The organism is 'Nostoc azollae' 0708 (genome assembly GCF_000196515.1).
In the GTDB taxonomy this organism is placed as follows: Bacteria; Cyanobacteriota; Cyanobacteriia; order Cyanobacteriales; family Nostocaceae; genus Trichormus_B; species Trichormus_B azollae.
Map to the genome: position 1 here is coordinate 3,959,043 of NC_014248.1, position 24,845 is coordinate 3,983,887.

At 38.5% G+C, this 24,845-nt stretch carries 12 protein-coding genes and 1 pseudogene; 4 read left to right on the plus strand and 9 right to left on the minus strand.

Annotated features, from left to right (window positions below; genetic code table 11):
• Window positions 1-160 precede the first annotated feature (160 nt).
• A complete protein-coding gene (locus tag AAZO_RS18540) occupies window positions 161-631 on the minus strand; it encodes a PAM68 family protein (protein ID WP_013192422.1) in 471 nt (156 codons plus the stop codon).
• 12 nt (window positions 632-643) lie between these two features.
• The gene (gene rpsO, locus AAZO_RS18545) at window positions 644-913 is read right to left on the minus strand and encodes a 30S ribosomal protein S15 (protein WP_013192423.1); all 270 of its coding nucleotides are present in this window, start codon (window positions 911-913) and stop codon (window positions 644-646) included.
• A gap of 558 nt (window positions 914-1,471) precedes the next feature.
• On the opposite strand from rpsO, the gene AAZO_RS39175 reads away from it, so the two are divergent.
• Together AAZO_RS39175 and AAZO_RS18555 are read left to right on the plus strand one after the other, a co-directional pair.
• Window positions 1,472-2,119, plus strand: a complete 648-nt coding sequence (locus tag AAZO_RS39175) for a type 1 glutamine amidotransferase family protein (RefSeq protein ID WP_228371281.1) — start codon at window positions 1,472-1,474, stop codon at window positions 2,117-2,119.
• 255 nt (window positions 2,120-2,374) lie between these two features.
• A pseudogene (locus AAZO_RS18555) lies at window positions 2,375-3,669 on the plus strand (IS701 family transposase).
• A 158-nt stretch (window positions 3,670-3,827) separates the two neighbouring features.
• On the opposite strand, the gene AAZO_RS18560 reads toward AAZO_RS18555, so the two are convergent.
• The 7 genes from AAZO_RS18560 to AAZO_RS18590 form a co-directional block, all read right to left on the minus strand.
• The gene (locus AAZO_RS18560) at window positions 3,828-4,631 is read right to left on the minus strand and encodes an SDR family NAD(P)-dependent oxidoreductase (protein ID WP_013192426.1); all 804 of its coding nucleotides are present in this window, start codon (window positions 4,629-4,631) and stop codon (window positions 3,828-3,830) included.
• Window positions 4,632-4,942: 311 nt separating this feature from the next.
• A complete protein-coding gene (locus AAZO_RS18565) occupies window positions 4,943-6,460 on the minus strand; it encodes a thioester reductase domain-containing protein (RefSeq protein ID WP_013192427.1) in 1,518 nt (505 codons plus the stop codon).
• Between the two features lie 2 nt (window positions 6,461-6,462).
• Window positions 6,463-8,133, minus strand: coding sequence for a PfaD family polyunsaturated fatty acid/polyketide biosynthesis protein (locus AAZO_RS18570; protein WP_013192428.1), 1,671 nt, complete (start codon window positions 8,131-8,133; stop codon window positions 6,463-6,465).
• A 155-nt stretch (window positions 8,134-8,288) separates the two neighbouring features.
• Window positions 8,289-11,612 (minus strand): PfaB family protein, encoded by a 3,324-nt coding sequence (locus AAZO_RS18575; protein WP_013192429.1) that lies wholly within the window; start codon window positions 11,610-11,612, stop codon window positions 8,289-8,291.
• Window positions 11,609-12,970: a beta-ketoacyl [acyl carrier protein] synthase domain-containing protein gene (locus tag AAZO_RS18580; RefSeq protein ID WP_013192430.1), complete on the minus strand. Its 1,362-nt coding sequence runs from the start codon at window positions 12,968-12,970 to the stop codon at window positions 11,609-11,611. The genes AAZO_RS18575 and AAZO_RS18580 overlap by 4 nt, the downstream gene beginning before the upstream one ends.
• Before the next feature lie 141 nt (window positions 12,971-13,111).
• A complete protein-coding gene (locus AAZO_RS18585; RefSeq protein WP_013192431.1) occupies window positions 13,112-14,842 on the minus strand; it encodes an SDR family NAD(P)-dependent oxidoreductase in 1,731 nt (576 codons plus the stop codon).
• 315 nt (window positions 14,843-15,157) lie between these two features.
• A complete protein-coding gene (locus AAZO_RS18590) occupies window positions 15,158-20,476 on the minus strand; it encodes a type I polyketide synthase (RefSeq protein ID WP_013192432.1) in 5,319 nt (1,772 codons plus the stop codon).
• A gap of 1,843 nt (window positions 20,477-22,319) precedes the next feature.
• Here AAZO_RS18590 and AAZO_RS18595 point away from each other — a divergent pair.
• Together AAZO_RS18595 and devC are read left to right on the plus strand one after the other, a co-directional pair.
• Entirely contained in the window at window positions 22,320-23,528 is a 1,209-nt protein-coding gene (locus AAZO_RS18595) for an ABC exporter membrane fusion protein (RefSeq protein WP_041641411.1), read from the plus strand.
• A 99-nt stretch (window positions 23,529-23,627) separates the two neighbouring features.
• Complete coding sequence (devC, locus tag AAZO_RS18600; protein WP_013192435.1) at window positions 23,628-24,806, plus strand: ABC transporter permease DevC; 1,179 nt, start codon at window positions 23,628-23,630, stop codon at window positions 24,804-24,806.
• Window positions 24,807-24,845: the final 39 nt, after the last annotated feature.

Genomic DNA, 24,845 nt, shown 5'->3' on the forward strand with positions numbered 1-24,845 from the left:
GGCACTTTTGCAGGATATTGGGTATAAATAAGACATGATACAATTTTAAGAATTTTAAAACTCTTAAAATTTATGTTGAAGTGATAAAAATTCAACTTCAACATTCATTCGCCAATTTACCCAATATTGCAGTTATGTAAAGATACCTGAGCGCCGCTGATCAGACGTTCTTTTTTCTCGTCTCACGCCAAACTTCGGCCATCCGTCCCCAATTGGTACTAAACTCACTCAAGCCAATTATATTACCAGGTCTTTCTTCATCCCAAGAGGCAGAAAGAACACCATAAGTTATCCCCAACACCCCTAAAGCAAATAATCCCATATTCACCAATAAAACAGTGATGGGAGGTAATTGGATATGAGCGTAGGCAAGCAGCAGATAACTAGCCACTAAACTTGCAATACCTAAAGATGTGGGTATACCACAAAATGCAGCCACTCTGCGGATCATTCGCTGGCTGACGACTTTAGGAATCGCCATTTCTTCCTTGTTAAAAGGTGGCTGTTTTTGCTGTTTTTGGCTTGATTCCAGTTCTTTGACTACGGATTGACTTTTAGCTTTTGCAGGTTTTTGACGCTTTTTGTTTGGCTCAAAAGGTAAACGACTGCGTTCTGATTCTTCAGCAGGCATAAGCGTGACTTCCTAACCACGAATACCGAGACGAGCGATCAAAGCTTGATATTTTTCCCGATTGTCCTTCTGGATATAACCCAGAAGACGCTTACGTTGTCCGATCATCTTCAATAATCCTCTCCGGGAAGAATGATCTTTCTTATTAGCCTGGAGGTGTTGGCTGAGGCGGTTGATCCGATCAGTCAACATAGCGATTTGGACATCCGCAGAACCGGTATCGGTTTCATGCACTTGGAAGCCAGAGATGAGTTCTTGTTTGCGCCGTTGCGTCAGAGCCATGATCGATTAAATTTCTATTTTTTCTAAATGGATGTAGCAGTCTCTTATAATATCACAGCCATTAAAGTCTGTGGTGAATTAGCTTTGTGATAGGTGGGATGGTTAGCTGAAACAAATATCCTGTATAGATTACGACAATGCTTTAGTATTGGTGAGCTATCACCTGTAGTGCATTTTCCAACAACAGATCAGGAAACAGAGAACAGGAAAAAAATTGTTAATTAACCGGACTTGATATCACTCCTGTCCTTGATAACGCATATTTTGTACCATTGTTAAACATTTAGTGTTAAAGATTTAGAAAAATGTATTTTTTGAACATCAAAGGTTCTCAGGATTTGTCATTGTCAATAAATAACAAAGGTAATGTTTATGGCAAGACGAGACTTTAAATATATTAGAGAATGCGGTAAAGTCAATAGTATACCAGCAAAACCAGTACCTGGCATTCTCTTAATTAGTGGTACATAAGGTAAGAAATCTGGAGAAGGTTCAGCACTAAATGGTTTATCAAAAGAGCAGATTGGGGCAATTATTTAGTGCTTTGTTCCGGTGGAGTTGGCAGACAAGCTGATTGGATTTGTGATAACTATAGAGATTTCATTAGTTCAGCCGCTGAACTTTCTTTCTATTGACAGTAGAGAAGCAGCCAATGATCCAGAATTTATCAAATACATTCGCGACGCAGACGCACTATTTATAGCTAGAGGAGCTCAAAATACCTATGAAGATTATTGGGAAGGAACAGCCGTAGAAGACACAATTGATTTCTTGATTAATCAAAGAAAAGTTCCTGTAGCTGGCACTAGCACCGGCATGGCAATATTGGTAGATTACTATTATTTACCTTCCCATCAAGGTCTGCAGAGTTCAGAAATTTTGAATGACCCATTTCACCACAAGACAAAAGATATTTATCGCAGTGATTTTATTAAAGTTCCATTTCTAAAAAATTTTATTATCGACACACATTTAGCCAGAATTAACAGAAACTATCCAGAAAGCAGATATGGGAGAATTCTTGGACTTATGGCGAGATTAGTTCATGATACCAATAGATTTTCCGTTTTTGCTATTGGTTTAGAAGAAGGTACTTTTGTTGCTATTGGTGAAAAAGGAATTGCTAAAGTATTTGGCAATGGTGAAGCCAAAGGACAAGATGCCTATTTTCTGCAAATTAATGGTGTACAACCAGAACAAATTTAACCAGATTTACCCTTAATTTGGAATAATAACGGAAAACCTGTTAAAGTCTATAAAATTGCCGTAACACCAGAAGGAAGTGGAAAATTTGACCTCAATAATTAGTCAACTGCTTCTGGAGGAAGTTGGGAACACTCGTTTACTAGTGGTGGAGAATCTGGTTTCCAACGAAACCCTATTAACGGGACTGAAACAAAAGTTAAGAGTAAAAAGGAGTATAGTGCGGTTTCGGTGTAGCTTTCACGTTAAAAGAAGCTGATGAAAGAAACCACTGCCCCAGCAATGGCACCATGGTTTGAAAGATGGTCTCAAACACTTCATTATGTATTTACTCAATAAAGCGCAAAAGAGAGAGTTCGGACATGATTTAGGGGAATGATTGGGTGAAAGTGAGAGAAAAAACCTATTTAAAATGGCAGAGAATGCCCTAGGGGTGACTTACCACCGATTACACCACTTTTAACTGAAGCACCTTGGTCCAGTTCCCAAGTCAATGACCGTCGGTTAGAGATTATGAACAAGTGTAGTCAGAGGAGAATCACCAGAGGATTTAGCTTAATAATTGATGATTCTGTCCATAGGAAAAGGGGGAATTTTAGGGATGGAGTAGGAAGAAAATATATTGGAGAAATTGGGAAAAGGGATAATGGAATAGTAGTAGTAACAACACATCTATATGATGGTAGTAAAAGCTTACCATTAGATATAGAGTTATATCACCACGGTGATTCTTGACCCAAAGGGAAACAAGACCCTATATTTGAGAAGAAACCTGAGTTAGGAATTAAATTAATAGATCTGACCTTAAGCCGTGGTTATCAACCAGGAATACTAATTATAGATCCTGGATATGGCCACATATCTAAAATACATCTTTCTTATTAAAGATAGAAAATCGGAATTGAAAGTATTGAGGAGGATTAGCTAAAAATCCCAAAGTCCTTGCCAGTGACCAAGAGGATAGTCCACAAATAATTAGGTTAGATGAATTAGCACAAAGTTTACCCCAAGAGGCTTTTACAGAAATTCAACTGGAGTTAGATAAACCCAAAACATTATGGGTAGTAACTAAAGAAGTAGAAATATCACCCTTAACTGGAAGGGGTAATATTGCTATCGTCATCAAGGCTTCTACTTTCTCTTAAGCCACTGATATGGACTACTTGATTACCAATATTTCTTCATCAATTGTCACACCCCAATGGATAGTTGATACATATTGTCAAAGAAATTGGGTAGAACTTGTTTACAGGGAAGCCAAGGGATGGTTAGGACTCAAAGAATATCAAGTTGGAGATAACAGCAGTTTACTGCGCCATTTTATTTTAGTTTGCTGTGCCTACACTTTTATTCTTTGCCATCAGTGGACTGGAGGATTAAGACCAAGGTGGGCTAAGAAACCTTTGAATACTTTTACTGCAGCTTTAGAACCGTTGAGAACAGCCATATCTTTTCTATTTATTGATTGGTTCAACTGGAATCCGGACGTGTTTCCTTCTTATCAAGCCAGTTTGGGCTACATTGGGGCCTGGTTTTTGTTTAAGTCCCGTTAAGTAGCACTAAGTGAACAACAAAATCCCCAATTTCTTAGAGCAATTGGGGATCTGATAATGTAAGAATTCAGGAGTCAGGAGTCAGGAGTCAGGAGTCAGGAGTCAGGAGTCAGGAGTCAGGAGTCAGGAGTCAGGAGTCAATACAAACTTCTAAATTATTATTTATCTTCCTGCATAGTTCTGACAATTCTTGTCACGAGGTTTCTAGGAAAAAATCTGACACTTTTTGCCAGAATTTTATTTAAAAGTCCGGGAATAACAATCGTCTTTCCACGGATTAAAGCATCATAACCAATTAGAGCCACAGTTTCAGCATCCATCATTTTTTGACCCTTAACTAGCTTAGAATCTGCCATTCCTGTGCGTTCATGAAACGCAGAAACTGTTGAGCCTGGACAAAGAACAGTCACCGTCACACCTGTCCCTTCTAACTCATTAGCAATAGCTTCAGAAAACGATAAAACATAGGCTTTGGTCGCAAAATAAACCGCCATTAAAGGGCCTGGTTGAAAAGCAGCAGCCGAAGCAACATTTAAGATTTTTCCCTTACCCCGCACCACCATGTCCTTGAGGAATAACTTAGTTAAATGGGTTAGACAAACTAAATTTACCTGTAACATTTCTAATTCATTCTTGAGACTGGTTTCATTGAATAAACCATAAGTTCCAAATCCGGCATTATTCACCAAGACATCAACTTGAACACCCACTTGTTTTAATTCAGCAAAAATTTCTTCAGGAGATGTGGATATAGATAAATCTTTAACAATAGTTATCACGGAAATAGTATATTCTATCTGGAAATCAGAAGCTATTTCTAGAAGTTTTAACTCATTTCTATCTATCAATACGAGATTGTAATTTTTGGAAGCAAAAATACAGGCTAACTCGTAGCCTATTCCACTGGCAGAACCAGTAATCAGAGCAGTTCTCTTATACTGTTCTTGATCTTTTATTTTCATGTCGAAGTTTTGGTGAAATTCACCATAAGTAATATTAATTGAATCTAGCTGAGTAGAGAGTGATGAATAAAGAAAAATAAGTTAACAAGAAATAAAATTATATTCTGCAACTGATTTATTGGTAAGCATTCAGCTAATGCCTAACGGCATGCTACGCGAACAGCCATCAGTAGTCAGGTATTTCAGGCTAACGCCAAAAATACCTATTTGATAATTAACCAATTTCTCAAATATTCTGACTCCTGACTCCTGAACTCTTACATTTATTGCTTTAAATCAACCACTCTTTTCTAGCATCGACATCAATATATTTATCCAAGACTGAGGAAACCTGTCTGCATTAAATAAGAAGTGTAAGTGATTAATAATTGAGAATCAATTGGAGGACAAATTATGGAAGTCTCTTTCAATGCTTTGAGAGTTTCTTCACAGCTAATGATTGGTCTTCTAGCTTGTAAATACAAATCAGGAATGGTGATTTTTTCATCAGACCAACGCTCTAATAAAAATGGTCGCAGAGTGTATAAAGGATTTTCTTGAGAAGTCACATTATTGATTAACTCTGCTTGCCATTGTTGGTAAGGAATCATCTCCAGTGAAAAGCCAAAAGTGCGTATCCATTCCACCAGGGATTTTAAAGAAGCTGGTTGGGGATGTTGTAGATGGAATGCCTTACCAATTGATGTTTCCTGACGTGATAGATAAACAACAGCTTTGCTCACATAGTCTACAGGAGACATATCTAACATATAATCTACATCAGGGAAATATCCCATTTGTAGACAGCCTTTGATCATCAAATTAATAAAATCATGGGTATTACAAATACCTGTCTTGCTATCTCCAGAAATCAATGGTGGTCTATAGATAGTAACAGGAACTCCTCGGTCACTGGCAATTTTCACTAACTTTTCTGCTACCCATTTAGTTTGAGAGTAACCAAGGAATATTCCTTGCCAATCATGAAAATCATCCTGTTCTTTAACAACCTGACCAGCATACGCAGTTGACTCAAAAACAGCAACACTAGAAACATAATGTAAAGGCTTAACTTTGGTTTTACAAGCTAAACGCAAAACTTCCTGAGTTCCTAAAACATTAGCTGCTTTTAAGGCTGAATAAGGATAAACATAATTCAGCAAAGCAGCACTATGATAGATAACATCAATATTAGCAGCTAGATTTTCAAACTCTTCTGCACCAATACCTAAAATTGGCTGTGCTAAATCACCAACAATGGGGATAATTCGGGAACTATATTTATCATCCCAAATTGCATACTGTTGGAGATTTTTTTCTAACTTGCTCTTACCTTCGGCAACATCAGCAGCACGCACCAAACAATAGATAATTGCTTGGGTTTCTGCTAAGATTTCCTTAATTACAAAAGCACCTAAATAACCTGTTCCGCCAGTTAAAAAGATGTTTTTGGGATTGCTGACAGAAACAGCAGCATTACCAACTGGTTGAATAGTGGGGTCAAGTACAGCTTCAGCACCTAAATCTAGGAAAGGAGGAGCAATATTTACAGTGCTAACTCTTCCAGATGGTGTATCTTGTAACTGGGATTCTCCTGGTACTTCTTCAGATAAACGTTGAGAAAGTGCAGCAATAGTTGGGTAATGCCAAAGTAAAACTGGAGAGGGTTTAAAACCTAGTAATTGCTCCAATTTACTGATAATAATCATAGCTTGGGCTGAGTCCAAACCATAGTTCTCTAAATGTTCTTGAACGTCAATTTCTTCTGGTGTAACTCCGATAAATTCAGCCAGATTAGAGACCATGAGTGCTTTAATATCTTCAGCAGTATAAGCAGGTCTTAAATTCATTTTTACATCTCCAACGTAGAACGAAGTGGGCGATACTGACTGTAGTTATTAGGGATTTGCAAACTTTGAACTTTCAAGTTTTGAATGCGATATAAGAATGCTGTTCCCAACATTATGTGATGAGCAACATCAACAACATGACGATTTTGCGGTTCTGCTAGATATGAGCCGCGCACCCAGTCGTTAAAACCACCCATAGCGGGACCGCACCAAATTTGATAATCTACTTCTCGACCTTTTTCACCGGTGCTAGACCAACGGGAAGATAAACCTAAATACCAGCGAAAAATTAAAGCCATTTTTAATTTAGGATTATTGACCGCTTTACCCAATTTCTCAGGATTTTTTTGGGATAAATAAGCAGCTGTTCCTTCCCAAACTTCGGCGATCTTCCTACGGAAGATTTGTTTTTCTAACTTCTCTCTTTCGGCTAAGGGAATATCTTCAATTGAGTCATAAGTGCGGTATAATTCATATAGTTTCTGCGCCCGCATGGGAAACATTGTTCCGCGTTTGAGAACTTGCAATTTGACTCCCATTTCAAACATATCTGCTGCTGGAGCCATCATCATATCTGCCATTTCTGCTTGAGCTAATAATTTTTTTGTGTAGTCACAAGCTCCCGATTCAATGCATGATTGATTAATTGAACCAGTAACGATATAGGCAGCACCCATCATAAAAGCTGCTAAGGCTGATTCTGGTGTACCAATTCCTCCAGCTACTCCAATTCTTATGGGTTTTTCATATTGATATTGTGCTTGAATTTCATCCCGTAAACTAATTATCGAAGGGAGCAAACACACCAAGGGACGATTATCCGTATGACCACCAGAATCAGCTTCTACGGTAATATCATCGGCCATTGGGACTTGACTGGCTAGATTTGCTTGTAATTCAGTAACTAGTCCTTGCTGAATTAAATCTTTGAGAATTCTAACGGGTGCTGGTTGCAAGAATTTAGTTGCAACTTCACGACGGGAGATTTTAGCAATGACTTTATTTTTGATTTCGATTTGACTATTTGCATTTAAACCTAGTCCAGCCACTCGATAATAAACGATGTTAGGAGTTAAGTCTAAAAATGCAGATGCTTCTACTGTTCTTACCTGATATTTGAGATATAATTCTACGGCGCGGTGTTCTATTGCTGGTTCGTTAGGACTATGAATTAAATTAAAAGCATAAGGTCCATGAGGTAAGGCTTCTTGAATGCGATTAATAGCGGTTTCTATCCGGTCTGGAGTTAAACCACCTGCACCATAAGAACTTAAAAGTTTTTGTTTTCCTACTGCAATTACCATTTCTTCGGAAGCAATACCACCTGCCATTGCACCAGTCATATAGGCATATTGGACAGCATGAACTGTCAGAAAGTTGGGGTCGCCAAATTGTTGCAGTTGTAAAGGTGGAAGTGATATTAGTAGTTCTACTTGTGCTGATGAAGCGTTGTCAGCAGGTGTTAAATAACCATCGTTAGTAACGCCTATGTTATCTGCTACTCTAACTATATAACACGGTTTATCTAATGAGAGTAATTTATCTTTAATGGCATTTTGTTCAAATGCTATACAATCTAATGAACCTCTCCAAATTTGGTTCTGATGGTTGGAGAATGTGGAAAAGCTAAGTCCATTACCATGTTTATTTAGTACCGTATCGAGTGTTGTCAAGGTAGTTGTTCCTCAAGTTGTAAGCAATGGTTTTACTTGTTCCTTGCTCTAGCAAGGAATCTTTTTTTAGGGCTACTAATGCTGGAAATTAGTAGAGGTAGAACCGCTGGAATTGCGTTCCCAGCTACCGGAGGCTAGGAACGAGAATTAATGATTTATTTCTCTTCGCTGAGTAAGTTTTGAGCGCAAGCTAATTGCAGTTGAATTATTTTACTCATTTGTTGACTAAAATCCTGTCTAGCTTCTAGGAAGGTGGTATGAGCTTGTGTTAATTTTGAATTATTTATACTCAGTTTTTGATACTGAGCTATTTTTAAATCATTCATCTGGATTTTGTGAGTAGTTTTTTGAGTTGATGGGGTTTCAGTGCCAGTTAACTCAGAAGATTGTAGTTTATCTCCTGGTTTCAAACCGTTAGGCATGAGCGTTTTCATGGTTATTTTTTCTGGTTGAAAAATTGGTTGAGAGTAAATATCGTTAGGAGTAATTTTTACCGGAGGTTGTAGGGAATTGATAATTTTATACTCTCGGTAATTAGGAATTATTTGCTGTTGCTTTAACTGAGGATATTTCTGGAAAATCTGACGGTTCTCTTCACTCAAAATTGCCGCAGTTATGGAATTACCACCTAACGTAACTTTCTTCAGAGTTGCTTTATTTTTCTTTGCAGTTTCTGGAGATAGATTATACAGTGGAGATAAGTTCAAATTCACTCCATGACTAAGCAATTTTGCCAGTGCTTTAACCAGTGAAGTATGATCATCTATTCCGCGTCGGTTGAGGGATACACTGATGTGTTCTTGATTGCCCAGATTTTTATCTATCCAGCGGGAACAAATACCACCAGCACCTGCTTCAATAAAGATTTTTGCTCCGTCAGCGTAGACGCGATTAACTAAGCGGGGAAAGTCGAGTTGCTGACATAATCCTTTGGCAATGTTGTAAGCAATCTGTTCACTATGAAGTGTGGTTGGTTGATATTCAGCAGCAGAATAAAAAGTAATACCGGGGATTGTTTGCGCTGGTAAGGTGTAGAGTTTTTCCAGTTCTTGAAATTCTGATTGCATTGCTTGACAATGAATTACATGATCAAAAGGTGCAGGAAAAGCGTTACAACCAAGAGTTTTAATGACGCGCTTACAAGCTGCTGGTCCACCGGCAATTAATACTTCTTCTGATGTATTAATCTGTGTTAGGTAGACGCGAGTTTCATTTTTTAAACACTCTCTGACCTGTTCTGGACTGGCCATGAGAACGTAATTGCTCCAGAAATTATTGTCTGAAGTCTCAGAAACTTTTGGTAGTCCCCAATGCTCACGCACAGCATTTTTGGGACCTGATAATCTATCTCCAAACAAAGCTGATGAGTTAAAGGTGTTACTTACTTCATAAAAATTGCTCCATACTCCTTGAGCAACCATCATGCTAGTTTCACCTAAGCTATATCCAAAAATATATTTGGGTTTGATTTGAAAATCATCGGTGATAATTGTGGAAATGAGTCTGGTAAAAAGTACTTCTGCTTCAAACATGGCCAGAGAGTCATCGAACAATTTCTTTTCTAGGGTTTCTAATTGTCGAGTTGATAATTTACTCAGACTTCTAGGAAATACTAGTTTTTCGACATCCGCAGCACGTTCGTAAAGACTTTTGACGATTACATCATCAAAGGCTTTAGGAAATAGATGGAAGAGGGTACGACCAATACCGAGATAAGAATTTACAGCAGCGGGATAAACAAAGGCGATTTCTCCATCTTTACCCAGTGGTTTAGGTGTAAAATAACTGCCTATAGGAGTTTGCCAATCTTTGCCGTTTTCAAAGGCATTAGCTACACCTTTTTTAGCTGAGTTAATTTCTTTGAGTAATTCTTTTTGGTTGCGTCCAGTGAGGGAGAGTGTGTATTTTGCCTGAGAATGCTGTTGAAATTTGACAAATGTTTGACTAGCAATATCTTTGAGAGAATCAGAATTTTCAATTGTTTGCTGCAAATTTTCCAGTGCTGCAAATAAGCTAGATTGATCATCAGCGCCAATGGGTAACAGATGAAAAGGTCTTGATTCTAAATATCTACTGCTGCGTTCTTGTTGTTGGGTTTCCTCTGATAAGATAACATGGCTAAAAGAGCCGTCACAGCCAATACTATTAATGGCTGATATTCTACATTTGACTTCTCTTTGTGAAAACCAAGGTCTGGATTCAGTAACGACGTAGAAGGGACTACCTTCCCATACTTGCGGTGTTTTGACACCAGACCATTGAGGAGTTCCGGGAATATATCTGTGGTAAAGACTTAGTGCGGTTTTAATTAAACTAGCTATTCCTGAAGCGACAAAGGTATGACCTATATTGGCTTTGACGCTACCAATGGCGCAGTGTAAACCATCTCTAACGGGGGGATACGCTTGGAGGATACCGTTAATTTCGGCTTGGTCTTCTGCGGGAATTCCACTACCGCAGACTTCTAAATAGTTGACTTCTGTCGGTTGAATTCCTGCTTGTTGAAAAGCTTGTTGACATACTTGGTTGATGGTAGTAGCATCTATGGCCATTGAGGGAGATTGACCGATACCGATGCCATCAATTACTGCATAGATGCGTTGATTATTTTGCAATGCTGTATCATGTCGCTGGAGGACAATTGCACCTGCACCTTCTCCTACTGTCCAACCGTCGGCTTTTTGGTCAAAACTTAAGGTATTGATACCTGTATTTAGTTTTCCTAATTGACTGCGGAGTAAGACGTTTTCGACACCACCTGCTAAGTCAACGGCACCCACTACTACTGCATCTACTTCGTTGGTAGCTAGTAGCATTTCTGCTAGTTCTAAGGCTTTAAAAGTGGCAGTTTCTACTGCACTAATAGTGAAGGAGGGTCCAGAGAAATTCCATAGGGATGAAATGCGACTGGCCATGATGTTGCCAACATAACTGAGATATTCACTAAGCTCTACTTGATGGTGAATACTATCTTTGATGATGGTTTCTAATTGGCTGATCTTTTCTGGTGGTAAAGAAATTTCTGCCCCATTCAAACCGTCTTTAAGTTGCCAAGATGAGTTCCAACGTTGTTGTAGCTGGTGTACAGATAATTCTGTGTCTGCTGCGACAATGACCGCTACATTACCGTTAGGTTTAATTTTCCCATCTTTGAGGGCGCGATCGCACACTTTTAATAATAAAGTCTGCTGTGGGTTGATTTTGTCAACTTCGCTGGGAGGAATTTTGTAAGCTAAGGTATCAACTTCAAAATCTGTAATATACGCCCCTGTTGGTGCTTGTCCTGCTTCTAACCCATACTCTTGCAGTAGCTTTGCTTGTTCATTAACACCAAGCCATCTTTTTTCTGGCAGGGGGATAAAATGCTGTTTGCCATCGTAAATACTTCTTTCAAAAGCGTCTAATCCATCACATTCACCAAACAAGGCATCCATGCCGACAATTACCATTTTTGCGGTCTTATTTTCTTGAATACTCATTTGCTGACTTCCCCCTGTTCCAGAATTAAATGAGAGTTATTTCCACCAAATCCAAATGCGCTTAAAGCTACGTGCTTACTTCCTTTACTCGGCCAAGATGTGGCGGTTCTGACAATGTTTTGAGGCGAAACAACATTATTATCAGAACCCATAGGTTGGCTGACATTAATAGTGGCTGGGATAACATTATGAGACATACTTAAAATCGTTTTCGTTATCCCCACCATGCCAGCAGCAACAAGTAAATGACCGACATTTGCTTTAGCTGAACCCACCAAAGGCACTGCTTGATTTTCACCAAAAAAGCCTTGGACAGAGTTAGATTCAGTGGTATCTCCTAATAGAGTACCGGTAGCGTGACACTCTAAATAATCAATGGTTTTGGGGTTAAGTTTAGCCTCAGTAAAAGCTCTTTGGTATGCCAGAGTTTGTCCTTGAGCATTAGGACTGAGGAGGTGCTTCCCTTTACCATCATTAGATAGACCATTACCGCAGATTGTTGCTAAAATTTTGTCTCCATCTCGCACAGCATCACTGTATCTTTTGAGCATTACCATTCCTATTCCTTCGGAGGTAATTAACCCACGTGATGACTTGTCTAGAGGACGACTAATGCCATTTTCTGGATATCCTTGAATACCCGAAAATAACATTCTGACAAACAACGGATCTGAGCAACTAATAGCACCAGCTAACATCAAATCTGCTTTGCCGGATTGCAGATAATGGGATGCTAATTTAATGGCATAAAATGATGATGAACAGGCAGCATCTATACAGAAATGAGTTCCAGAAAGAGCAAATGCACGGGAAATTATGGCAGCAGGTAAACCGGAAACCATTGCATTATATGGTGATGCTTTGGCTGCGGTGGGTACACCTGCTAAATGGAAATCTTTTTCCTGTAAAAGTTCACCAATAGCAGGTTCAATCGTTTGCTGATAAATGGGAGCAAACAATTGATTAGATACTTTGGTTGGTAAAGCGAGAGTTCCTAAAATTAGGCCGCATTGAGAGAGTGCAGATTCATTTCCCCAATAGCTACTGTTAACAATTGCTTGTTTAGCTGCATACAGTGACCATTTAAAAGTATTGTCCAGGCTTTGTACAAATTCCATAGGTAAATTGTACTCGCTAGGATTAAAGTCAAAGTTACGGATAAATCCACCTTTAAAAAAGTAAAATTTTTCCGGTGTACCTTTGTGAGAATCGTAGAATATGCCAGGGTCTAAACCTAAATCGGCAACACTAATATCAGAAGTTGAGTCTTTTTCTTCGCTGAGATTCTGCCAAAATTGTTCAGGATTTGTAGCATCTGGAAAGAGGCATGATAATCCAATGATGGCTATTTTTTCCACTGTTGAAATCCTCGTTGGGGCATAAGACGTTAAGGAAATTGTTATTTCCTCAGTGTTTTAGGATTTACGCTATTCCCCCAATCGCGGTTATTCAGTTATTGGGCATTGGGCATTAGGAAAATTACTTCCCCAGTCCCCTGTTTACTTCTTATTTAACATTTTCATTGGCCAAATGACGGCTTTTGCTCCTAAGATACGTGAATATATTTTTCTTTCACGACTGTGGATAATGAAGTTGACGGTTGCACCAGTGTCGGTTTTAGCTATCATTTCACAGGAAACATAAAATGGTATGTTGAATGGTACGGCTAAATATTGTTCACAGTATGTTAATTGTCCTGGTAAACAAACTTCTTGATAGAAGTGATTTAACCATAACCATAGGGTTTGGGTACTCACATCAATTATGTAAGGATTGTGCCATTTGACGGGAAACTGTCCTTGTTGTTGGGCTGTAATTTCTTGCCAACAACATTCGGCTGTAAGTTTCTCTGGGCTAATGTTTAAAATTCTGCTAATTTCCTGGAAAGCTGGTCCATGAAATAAGGATAAATCGCCATTTTGATAAAATCCTTTACCTGTGGTGGTGACAATATTATCTTCTCTGAGATCCATTGATTGATAAATGGGTGCTTCTGGCATATTTTTTACCAGTTTAATCAGAGAACTGAAATGATAATGAGTCCTGCCTTCAGGTGTTTTACTCAATATTTTGGTCTGAAACTCAACAAATTCACCATCGCTTTTAGAAACTTCTTGTATTTCTAGAATATGTTCATGAGCTAGGGTTGAATTGAAGGTAATTCCCTTCAAAACTTTGAAGTCTTGGCAACTGAAATATCTATAGCCAGGATAAATTTCTTCACAACCATTCACCATCCATGATTTAGCACAGGTGGCTGGTAATACTGGTGAACCCGCAATTGTATGATCATGCAAAAATGGATTTTCTGCTAATGTCATGCGCCGTTTAATACGATAGCTGCGGAGTTCCGAACCTAAAGGAATAGGTGGTAGTTTCATGGGACTACCAATCACAACTTGGCTATTATTTTGATAGGCTGGATGCAGTTCATTAACTAACATTTGCGTGCCAGTTCCTACAGGAATAATACCAATTCCTCTTTCTGCAAATGCTTTTTTTAATTGTGGTGTCACCATGCCACTATCCCAAGCACCCCAGTTAATTGCCACTACATGACATTGAGGATAATTTTGCTTAATTTTGTGGGCGGATTTGTTGAGAATTTCGTTAGCGATCGCATAATCACTTTGACCAATATTCCCATAAAAACCTGTTACAGAAGAAAACAAAACTAAATGCTGTAATTGCTGAGGATTAATACAGTTAAGTAAGTTTTGTAATCCTTGGACCTTGGGAGTGTAAACCTTCTCAAAATCCTCTGATGTTTTCTTTTCAATTAACTTATCAGCTAAGTTACCAGCACCGTGAATAATGCCTGTAACTTGACCAAACTTTTGAGCAGTATTGTTGAGTTTGTCTTGCAAAGCCATTGTATCAGTGACATCAACGCTGATATATTCAGCTTTTGCACCTGCTTCTTCAATTGCTACTAATGTCTTCTTAATTTCTCGGCTGGAATTAATTTCATTAAATATCTTTTGTACCATCATGGGTGTTGGCTTCTCACCTTGAGAAATCAAATTTTCCATGATGCGTTTTTTTAAAGCTGCATCTTCTAAGAAATCACGAGTATATTCGGGTTCTGTGGTAATTTCCGAACGACCCAAAAGAATAAACGTACAAGGTTGGTTTTGTGCTAATTTAATGGTGCATTGAGCAGTGATTCCCTTTGCTCCACCACTGACAACGAAGACAGATGATCGATTAACTTGAAGTATTGCTGTCATAATTCCTCAAAAATTCAATTTTCCGAGTGCTGATTAAAAATATGAATTGTGTTTCGTGCAAAGGCACAAAGTTTTAGATTTTAAATTTCACAATTTATGCAAATCAAGCTATGTGAATTTATGATTTACTCACGCAAAGATGCAGAGGTACAGAAACGAAGATGAGAGTTTTTATGGATTTATATCACACCTATAATTACTCCCTTCCTCGTGGAAGATTACTTATCTTCTTCTTTTCTTCCTTTGCGTCTTTGCTCCTTTGCGCCTTTGCTCAAAACACCATTTTTGTATGGTGGGCATTGCCCACCATACAGGTTATTCGGCTGCGGCTATAAGTGTGACTCGTCCTTTGGAGTTATAACCAACTTCACTGATATATCTGTTAGAATCATGCAGTTCTGCAACAATATATTCTGCTGATTGGTGCGGGTCTAAGGTTGGGCTTAAATCAATTGCTCTTAAAAAAACTTGTGGCCATTCCCATCTCAAACTTTTGGTTAATCCAAATAATCCTGCACCGATAACTCCAAAGTTTTCTGTGTAGTCTAATCCAAATGCACCGTCGAGACGGGCAACTGTACAGAAGCTAACTCTTCCTTCTAAATTAGCGGCTGTGTTGAGCGATTGCTTGAGATGTTTCGCCATCAAAAATACTTGTTTAACAATCGCTTTTTCTGCTTCTGGATAGGAAGTGGTGAATTGTGGATGTAGGTGAATGAATGCCCCAATCTTTCCGTGTTTAGCGGTTATGCTTTGTAATAGTAGTTGCAGATGTTCTTCACTCATGTTTGCCAAGGTGATGCGGGTAACGTCTGCTGGTAATCGCAATTGTTCTGGAATTAATGATTGGGGGAAACTCAAAACTACTACTTTCCAACCTTGTTTTATGAGTGCATGAGTGAGTTTGGTGGTGGTCAGGGAACCATCATCGGTGATTAAACCAATGTGTCCCTCTGGTGGTTTGCATTCCCAAAAATCTGGTCGAGGTAGGGTTTTTAGTTTTACCGGACGACGGGGAAGATTTGGGTCTACTACTGGTGGTGGGGTTAAGTTTACCACTTCTGGAACGTGAGAATCTGCTGTTATTTGGTCAAAGTCAAGCTTTTTTTTTTCACCTCCCACCAGTTTCTGGAGGTAGTTAACTATTTGTCCAATTGTCTGTAGGTCGCCTAGTTCTTCTATATTTGGTTTGGGTAAGTTGGGGTATGCTTCTTGCATTCCTCCCAGAATTTCTACCCGTTTGATGGAGTCGATACCCAGGTCGGCTTCCATGTCCATATCTAGTTCTAGCATCTCGACTGGGTAACCTGTTTTTTCACTGGTGATGTTTAACAGGGTTTGAGCTAAATCAGCATATTTGTTGCTGTCTTCTGGGGGTTGGGGACTGGGGACTAGGGACTGGGAACTGCGAAGAGGTAATTGTTCCGCTCCTTCCTCTGCTTTCTTCTCTGTCACCTGTACACTTTCACCTATCACCTGTTTTTGTATATATTCGACGACTTGACCAATGGTACGTTTTTCTGCGAGTTCTTCTAGGTTGGGTTTGGGTAGGTCAGGGTATAATTCTTGCAATCCTCCCAAAATCTCTACCCGTTTGATGGAGTCAATACCCAGGTCGGCTTCCATATCCATATCGAATTCGAGCATTTCGATGGGATAACCTGTTTTTTCGCTGGTGATGTTGAGGAGGTTTTTACCTAGTTCACGAATATTAACTCCAGAAGTTGTAGGTTCAGGAATTAACGCTACAGGTGCCACTGGTTCAGGTTGCTTTTCTACAACTCGGGTAGGTATTTCTATGAGTGGTTCTGCAATTTTAGACAGGGGAAGTGCTTCTATTACAGGTGCGATTGTTTGAATTACGGGTTCTATTACGGGTTGGGTTTCTACTATTTTGTCCGTAGGAGGAACAACTGTTTCTGTAATAGTTGGTTCTGGGTTTGGGGGCATCAACTCCCGTAGACTGTTAGTATGTGTCTCGGTAAATTGAGGAGGTATTACGGGTTGAGTTATTTCTGTACCGTCAATTAGTAGAGAATATTCTTGTTGAATTAGTTGGAAAAAGTTTTTGGTGTATTCTACTTGTTCGCGTAGATATTGTTCATGAATGCGGAGGGTTTCAGCTTGTTGGTTGTGAAACTGCATCATGCTACGCTCGAAGCTTTCCATAACTACTTGTTTAATGTAGGCAGTTTCTGAAGAGTTCCTGTTAATAAACAGGGTGTTCTGTTGTTGCATCAGTTGGAAAAATGTTTTGGCATATTCCATTTGATGGTTGAGATATATGCTGTGAATTTGTAAATTATCGCCTTGGTTATGTTGAAACTGGTTCAGGAGGTTTTCTAAACTTTCTAGAACCTGTTGGAAGTTGTTATTTTGATCTGATGTTTCCATTTTCCCTCCTAGACGCTCTGCAATCGCATAACGTGCTGTAGGTAATAATTCTTTGGTTACTTGATTTGAAAAGTTGGCAGGATTCATCTGGGGCTGTTGTGGAGAAGTAATTACAGGTGTTTTTTTGTGTCCGTTTCCGTTATGGCCGTTAGTAGAAGGAGTTACACGAGTTGTAGGAATTACAGAATTCTTAACTTCTAAATTTCCAGATTCCTGCACTCCTTTAATCTTGTATCCATCTTGTAATGCTTCCGTGAAGGCACTTCTGGTTTTTTCAGAAATGTAGTTAACACCCTTTAACTTGACGTTTAATGCTTTTTTGGTGGGAGTTGCGGATATAACTGGGGGTAGTTGGTAGGGGTCGAGATTGCTTAAAGCCATACCAATGACGCGCAGTTGTACTGCTGCTTCTCGGAGGGAGCGATCGCTATTTTTCTGTGTGCTGGGATTGAGTGATACGGTAAGATGAGGGCGATCACCTAAAGTATCTTTGACTAAGTTGGCGAGAATCCCCTTGGGTCCAAATTCTACAAAGCAGTAACCACCTGCAGCATAGATATTTTCAATCTCTTGCTTAAACAGCACTGAACTAGAAAGGTGTCCTTCCAGAACTCTTTGAATTCCTGATAGTTCTTGGGGATATTCTTTACCGGTAACATTGCTGAAAACGGGAACTTTAGGATTTTGGAAAGCTACTGACTTAGTAGCGATCGCAAATGATTTTTGAGCAAATGCAATTAACGGTGTATGGAAAGCAGCGGAAACTGGTAACAATACCGCCCCATATCCCAATTCTTGGAACTTTTGCTGGATTTTCTTAATTTCACCAGTTGGCCCAGCGAGTACAACCTGTGTGGGAGAATTAAAGTTAGCGATCGCCACCTGGGGAAAATTCCGCAGCACCGCTTCTACTTTATTAATATCTTCCTTCACCGCTAACATACTACCCGCATCATGGTCTGGGTCTTTCGGTGCAGCCATCGCTTGACCTCTAGACTTAACCAAGAACAAATAATCCTCCTCAGTCAGCACTCCTGCCGCCCACAAAGCTGTCAATTCACCAAAACTATGCCCAGCGGCAAAATCTGACTTAAACCCAGCTTGCTGGAAAATAGAATACAGTCCCGCACTAAACACCCCAATAGCAGGTTGAGCATATTCAGTTCTTTGCAAAGCGGCAATTTGAGCATTTTTTTCCGGTTCTTCAAAAGTCGGATGGGGGAAAACAATTTCCGAAATTGGCTGCAAATTATCTTTAATTAACAAACCATCCATCTGACTATACAACCGACGCAAAGGAGGGAAATTCATCACCGCTTCCCTACCCATTTCTAGGTATTGAGAACCTTGTCCAGAGAACAAAGCCACAATTTTTCCAACCAGTTCCATCCCCGAAGCACGGTAATAAATACCTTGAGGATGTTCCCAAGAAACTGCTGACTGCTTATTCTTCAGCAAATCAATACTAACTTTCAGTAACTTACAAGTTTCTTGCAGATTCTCAGCTACAAACCCAATTCTGGCAGCAGCTTGAGGAATAGCTACAGACTTCGATTCTTGAACTAATTGAGAGTAATGTCTTTCTCCCTCGTTAGATTGCAAATTATTGAAAGTTGCTTCTAACTTCGTAATCAACTCTGCCGGAGTAGAACCAAATAGTAAGACTTCACTCGGTGCATTATGTAAACGATAAGCTTGCTGTTGCTCTGCTTCGTATTCTTCCAAAACAACATGATAATTAGTACCACCAAAACCAAAGGAACTTACCCCCGCACGTCTTGGTGCTTGACCTTCTGCACGTATCCAAGGTCTAGTTTCAGTATTCAAATAAAACGGAGAATTTTGAATATCTAGCCTAGGATTTGGCTCAGTAATATTGATAGTTGGTGGTAAAATCTTGTGATGTAGCGCCAGAGCAGTTTTAATTAAACTTGCCGCACCTGCTGCCGCTTTGGTATGTCCAATTTGAGATTTTACACTACCCAAAGCAATGTGTTGCTTTTTGTTGTCATATTGAGTAAAAAAGTCTCGCAAAGATCCAAATTCAGTTGGATCTCCAGCCATTGTTCCTGTACCATGAGCTTCCATCAAACCCACAGTTGCAGGAGAAAAACCAGCATCATTATAAGCACGTTCTAAGGCCTTAACTTGTCCTTCTTTCCGAGGAGCATAAATACTCTTGTAGCGGCCATCGCTAGAAGTGCCAATACCTTTAATAACGGCATAGATTTTATCACCATCTCTTTCAGCATCTTCGAGACGTTTAAGAACAATCATTCCGATACCTTCACCCAACATCATCCCGTCCGATTTAGCATCAAAAGGTTTGACGTTATCGCTAGGAGTAACAGCAGGAGTTTTGCTAAAAGAAATGTAAGCCATAATGGAGTTATCTGTATCTACTCCACCAGTCAGCATCATATCGCTACGATGTTCAACTAGCTCACTAATAGCCATTTTTAAAGCACCGAAAGAACTAGCACAAGCAGCATCAACTACACAGTTAGTACCGCCAAAATTGAGACGATTGGCAATTCTTCCTGCCACCACATTTGCTAACATTCCAGGGAAAGCATTTTCATCCCATTTGATATAAGCACTTTTAATTTTACCGACGATTTTCTGAGTATCTTCGTCAGATAAACCACTACTTTTGAGAACTTTTTCCCAAATCGGATATTCTAACCTTGCAGATAGAGGTATTCCTAATTGCTTGGCTTGAGCTACACCTAAAATTACCCCTACATAATCGCGACTAAATTCACGAGCTTCACCATAACCAGCATCTTCCATCGCTTCTTTCGCAACTACCAAACTTAACAGTTGCGATACATCCGTAACTTCTAAAGTGCTGGGAGGAATACCAAATTCCATCGGGTTGAAATCAACTTCAGGAATAAATCCACCGCGTTTGCAATAGGTTTTATCTTCTGGTGTTCTGGGGTTAGGGTCGTAGTAATCTTTAACGCTCCAATGGCTCTCAGGAATATCAATAATACAATCAATTTTATTAACAATATTCGCCCAATATTGGCGTAAACTTCTGGCTTGTGGTAGTAGAGAAGCCATACCAACAATTGCTATAGGATTTTGTTGGAGTTGTCTGTTAATTTTGTGAGTTGACATTTGGTTTTCTGATTTCATTTTTTTTTCCCCTATAAACCGAATCAAATCCTTTTCACAACTGTTAACAAGGCTCTCTAACTCTGCCAAGGCAGTATTAATAGAATCAGCAGACATAATGGCATACAGTAATCTTAAGGACTGTGGATTGTTTAGCTACAGTAATTTCTGTTGCTTAGAAATAATAAGGTGATCTCTTTTAAGAAAGAGTATTGCACGTAGATGCGTAAGGAATTAAGTTTTTCATCCATCAACACCACACGGTAAATACTACCTTGTTTAAGCATCTAAATAATTGGCATTTCTGGTGTCTTCAGGGAATGTGGCAACGCTGTAATAGTGAGAAAATACTATACAATGTACGACCCTTGATATTTTGGTAATTGGTCGTTCTAATTACAAAAATTGGTAAGATCTTCTGGGATTTGTTTCGATACTAGATTGGTAAATACAGCACATTGCAGATCAATGAGGTACAGAATCTAAATTGAAACCTAGACAGCAAGACAGTTGTACTCCTGACTCCTGACTCCTGTTGTAGTATGCAATCTGCATAGGATATATTTTCAAGAATCGAATCCCAATTAAACAATAAGAACTGACGTTTAGACATGAAATCAGAAATAGACTTTTCTCTTGCACATTTTGAACTGTAGCTGGTGTTAATTGCAACATCCTGAATCTTATTCAATGTCATGTTCAGTTTCACCGTTCAGGATAATACATTTTATGGGATTTGACCAATGAAAGCTGCTAAACTCGTTACAGAAGGAACACTACTTTGAATCAAAATTCATCCGATATAAAAGAACACTTAAACTGTTCTGAACACAACGTGGCTGGTTTATAGTATTTTTTCCTTTTTACTTTCAGTTGATTTAGTAATTGCCTTGCTGCTTTTAAATATTGAATTAATACAAAGACTAACACAACTTATAGAAATTAAATAGTTCATTTAAACTAAGTTTATAAAAAAGGTATTTGGATCATGAACTTACTTTTGAATATTCAATTAATGCAAGCGTATAATCTTAGACTAAATTTCTCAATCAATGTTTTATTACTTAGGTGTGGTTGAGTAGTTTTTCCTTGATTCATTCAGCTAACTAAACAGATTGTCTAGCTAGTTACAAATCATTAAATACACAATTCCTCACCATGAACATAAATATCTTTTTTTCAGCGAGGCATGATAATTGAGCCTCGGTTTTTGATATATTTATTTATAAGATAACTCAATTTATTCCTCAAAATAGTTAGTTATAAAGCAAATATTGATCTTTAGGATATGTTTACTTAAACACCAATGGATTAGCCAAGGCTGTAAAACCAGCTAATATGTAAGGGAATTTAGATATTATCAGTTGATAAATCCTGATTTGATAAGAAAATTACATATTTAATCGTTAAATCATGAGTGGCTAATGTAATAACCCAGAGCAAATAGATGATTTGAGCTAGCTCTATGAGTACGAAATTATTTTTTATGCATATGGAAATTAAACAATAGAATTTAATTTCTTGACAAACCCAAATATTTTTGGCAAGATTAAATTTGAGTTTATCCAGTATTTTTTACTTGAGTAGATCAACCATTCTTCATATCTACAAGTTGAGATTGCGGATTAGCAATTTGGTATTTACCGCTACATGATAAAATAACCATTCAAGATACAACTGAGGATACCTGAAAGTAATATCACCGTTAGTTCTGCCCTTGTTATTGTAATCTATAGCCCCTCAATTACGTTCGCTTAAGGAAGTAAAAACGTAATAATTCAGCATTCCATTCAGCAGTCAGCTAATACCAGATGGTAGCCAATTCATTCGTGTTAATTTGGAGAAAGTGACAACTTTGTAAATAGCTATCCTTGTTAGATTTCAGCCTTATCTATTTTAGCTAAATACCTACACTGATATAGCTATGATAACTATCTATGAGCAAAAATGGAATAAAAATATGGCATTAAATAAAGAACGCCGGTTATTGAAAAGAGCCGCTCAGAAGTGGAAAATAATTTTAGCCGCTTCCATTGCTTTAGCTACAGGGTTACTATCTTTTTACAGTTTTTCTCAATTAAAATTGAAACCTAATTCTCAGATTCCTTTTTCCTTACGTAGTTCCCCCAAACCAACTCCTGTAAAACTTGCCGTAACTGCTTTGGGACGCTTGCAACCACAAGGTAAAATTACTTATTTATCTGCTCCCAATTCCATTAACGGTGTGCGTGTAGAAAAACTGTTAGTTAGTGAAGGAGACGAGGTAAAACCGGGGCAAGTCTTAGCTTATTTAGATGACTATGCTCGTTCTAAGATAGCGATAAAACAAGCCTTTGATAAGTTGCTAATCGCTAAAGCTAAACTAGCGCAGGTAAAAGCTGGGGCCAAACCCGGAGATATCAATGCTCAAAAGGCAACAATGGCTCGGTTAGATTCGCAACTAAAAGGAGAAAATGCGGCTCAAACAGCTACAATTAACCGTATTCAGGCTGAAGTAGATAATGCTCAAAAAGAGAGCGATCGCTATCAGCAATTGTATAAAGACGGTGCCATTTCTGCTTCCATTGCAGATACCAAAGCCTTACAACTGAAGACATCACAACAACAGTTAACAGAAGCTAAAGCCACTCTTATCCGTACTCAAAACACACTGCAAGATCAAATTAAAGAAGCCACAGCTAAACTCAACAGTATTAAAGAAGTACGCGGTGTTGATGTGGCCTTAGCAGAAGGTGAAGTCAAAAGCATCCACACTGTTATTCAACAAGCCAAAGCAGATCACGAATTAACCTACATCAAATCTCCCATAGATGGCAGAGTTTTGAAAATTCGTTCTAAAAATGGCGAAGTCATCACTACATCCGGCTTTGCTGAACTTGGTAAAACAGCAGAAATGAGTGTACTTGCTGAAGTTTATCAAACCGATATTCAAAAAGTGCGTGTAGGTCAAAAAGCCATCATTACCAGTGCTACCTTTCCTGAAAAAATACATGGAACTGTGAAAGCAATTGGTTGGCAAATTGACAAACAAAATATCTTTAGTATTAACCCCAATTCAGATACAGACCGCAAAATAGTTGAGGTCAAAATATCCATAGATAATCCTGCTGATAGCAAAAAAGTGTCTCGCTTAACCAACTTGCAAGTAGATGTCGCTATCCAAATTTAGTCATTAATAATAGGTGACAGTGAATAGGTAACAGGAAATAGGGAACATGGGGATATGAATAACCCAATTACCAATTACCACTGACAACTAACAAAATATATGATTGTAAAAATCCCTTTAGCATGGCTACAGCTTGCCCAGCAAAAAGTACGTTTTCTTGTAGCTGTAGCCGGAATAGCCTTTATTGTACTGCTGATGTTTATTCAACTTGGGTTCCAAGATGCACTTTATTCTAGTGCTACAGCATTACATCAAAATCTCAAGGGTGATTTGTTTTTAGTCAGTTCTCAATATAAAGCTTTGACTGCTAATCAAAGTTTTTCTCGAAATCGTTTATACCAAACATTAGGTTTTAATGGTGTCGAATCAGTTAGCCCTATATATTTGCAATTTGCCAAATTAAAAAATCCTGCTACTGGCGAAAAATATTCAATCTATGTCATAGGTTTTGACCCAGGAAAACCAGTGATGAATCTACCAGAAGTCCAGAATAATTTGGATATACTTAAAAATACTGATGTCATGTTATTTGACAAGAATTCTCGCCCAGAATTCGGTCCAATAGCAGAAAAGTTTGAGCAAGGAGATACTGAACAAACAATTGAAATCTTTCCCTTTGATTCTCTTCAAGGTTATCGAGTCAGAGTCGGTGGTTTATTCGGTTTAGGACCGTCCTTTGGTGTCGATGGAAATTTAATTGTTAGCGACTCAACTTTCTTAAAGATTAATCCTAATACCCGTCATGCAGAAAACATAGATGTAGGTATTATTAAAGTCAAACCAGGTTTTGACCCAAATGAGGTTCTAAAAGATTTGCAAGCAAGTCTACCTAATGATGTACAGATATTTACTCGTAAAGGCTTTATTAATTTCGAAAAAGAATATTGGGCAGCTAGAACACCCATAGGTTTCATACTTAATCTCATGCTAACTATGGCCTCTGTGGTGGGTGTAGTTATTGTTTATCAAATTCTTTACAGCAATATTGCTACTCAATTTATTGCCTACGCAACATTAAAAGCTATTGGCTACCCTAATGCTTATTTATTAAATGTAGTTTTTCAACAGGCATTAATCTTAGCTTTATTAGCTTATATACCAGGATTTATTTTCTCCGTTACCTTATATGATTTTGCGATGGAAGTAACTAAATTACCAATCATTATGACTTCTAATAATGCCTTAATTGTTTTAACTTCTACAGTTCTAATTTGTATAACTTCTGGAGCATTAGCTATTAATAAACTTCGCTCTGCAGATCCGGCTGATATTTTCTAAGTAAGCTGGAAAAAATTCAAGAATTCAAGCCTCAATATT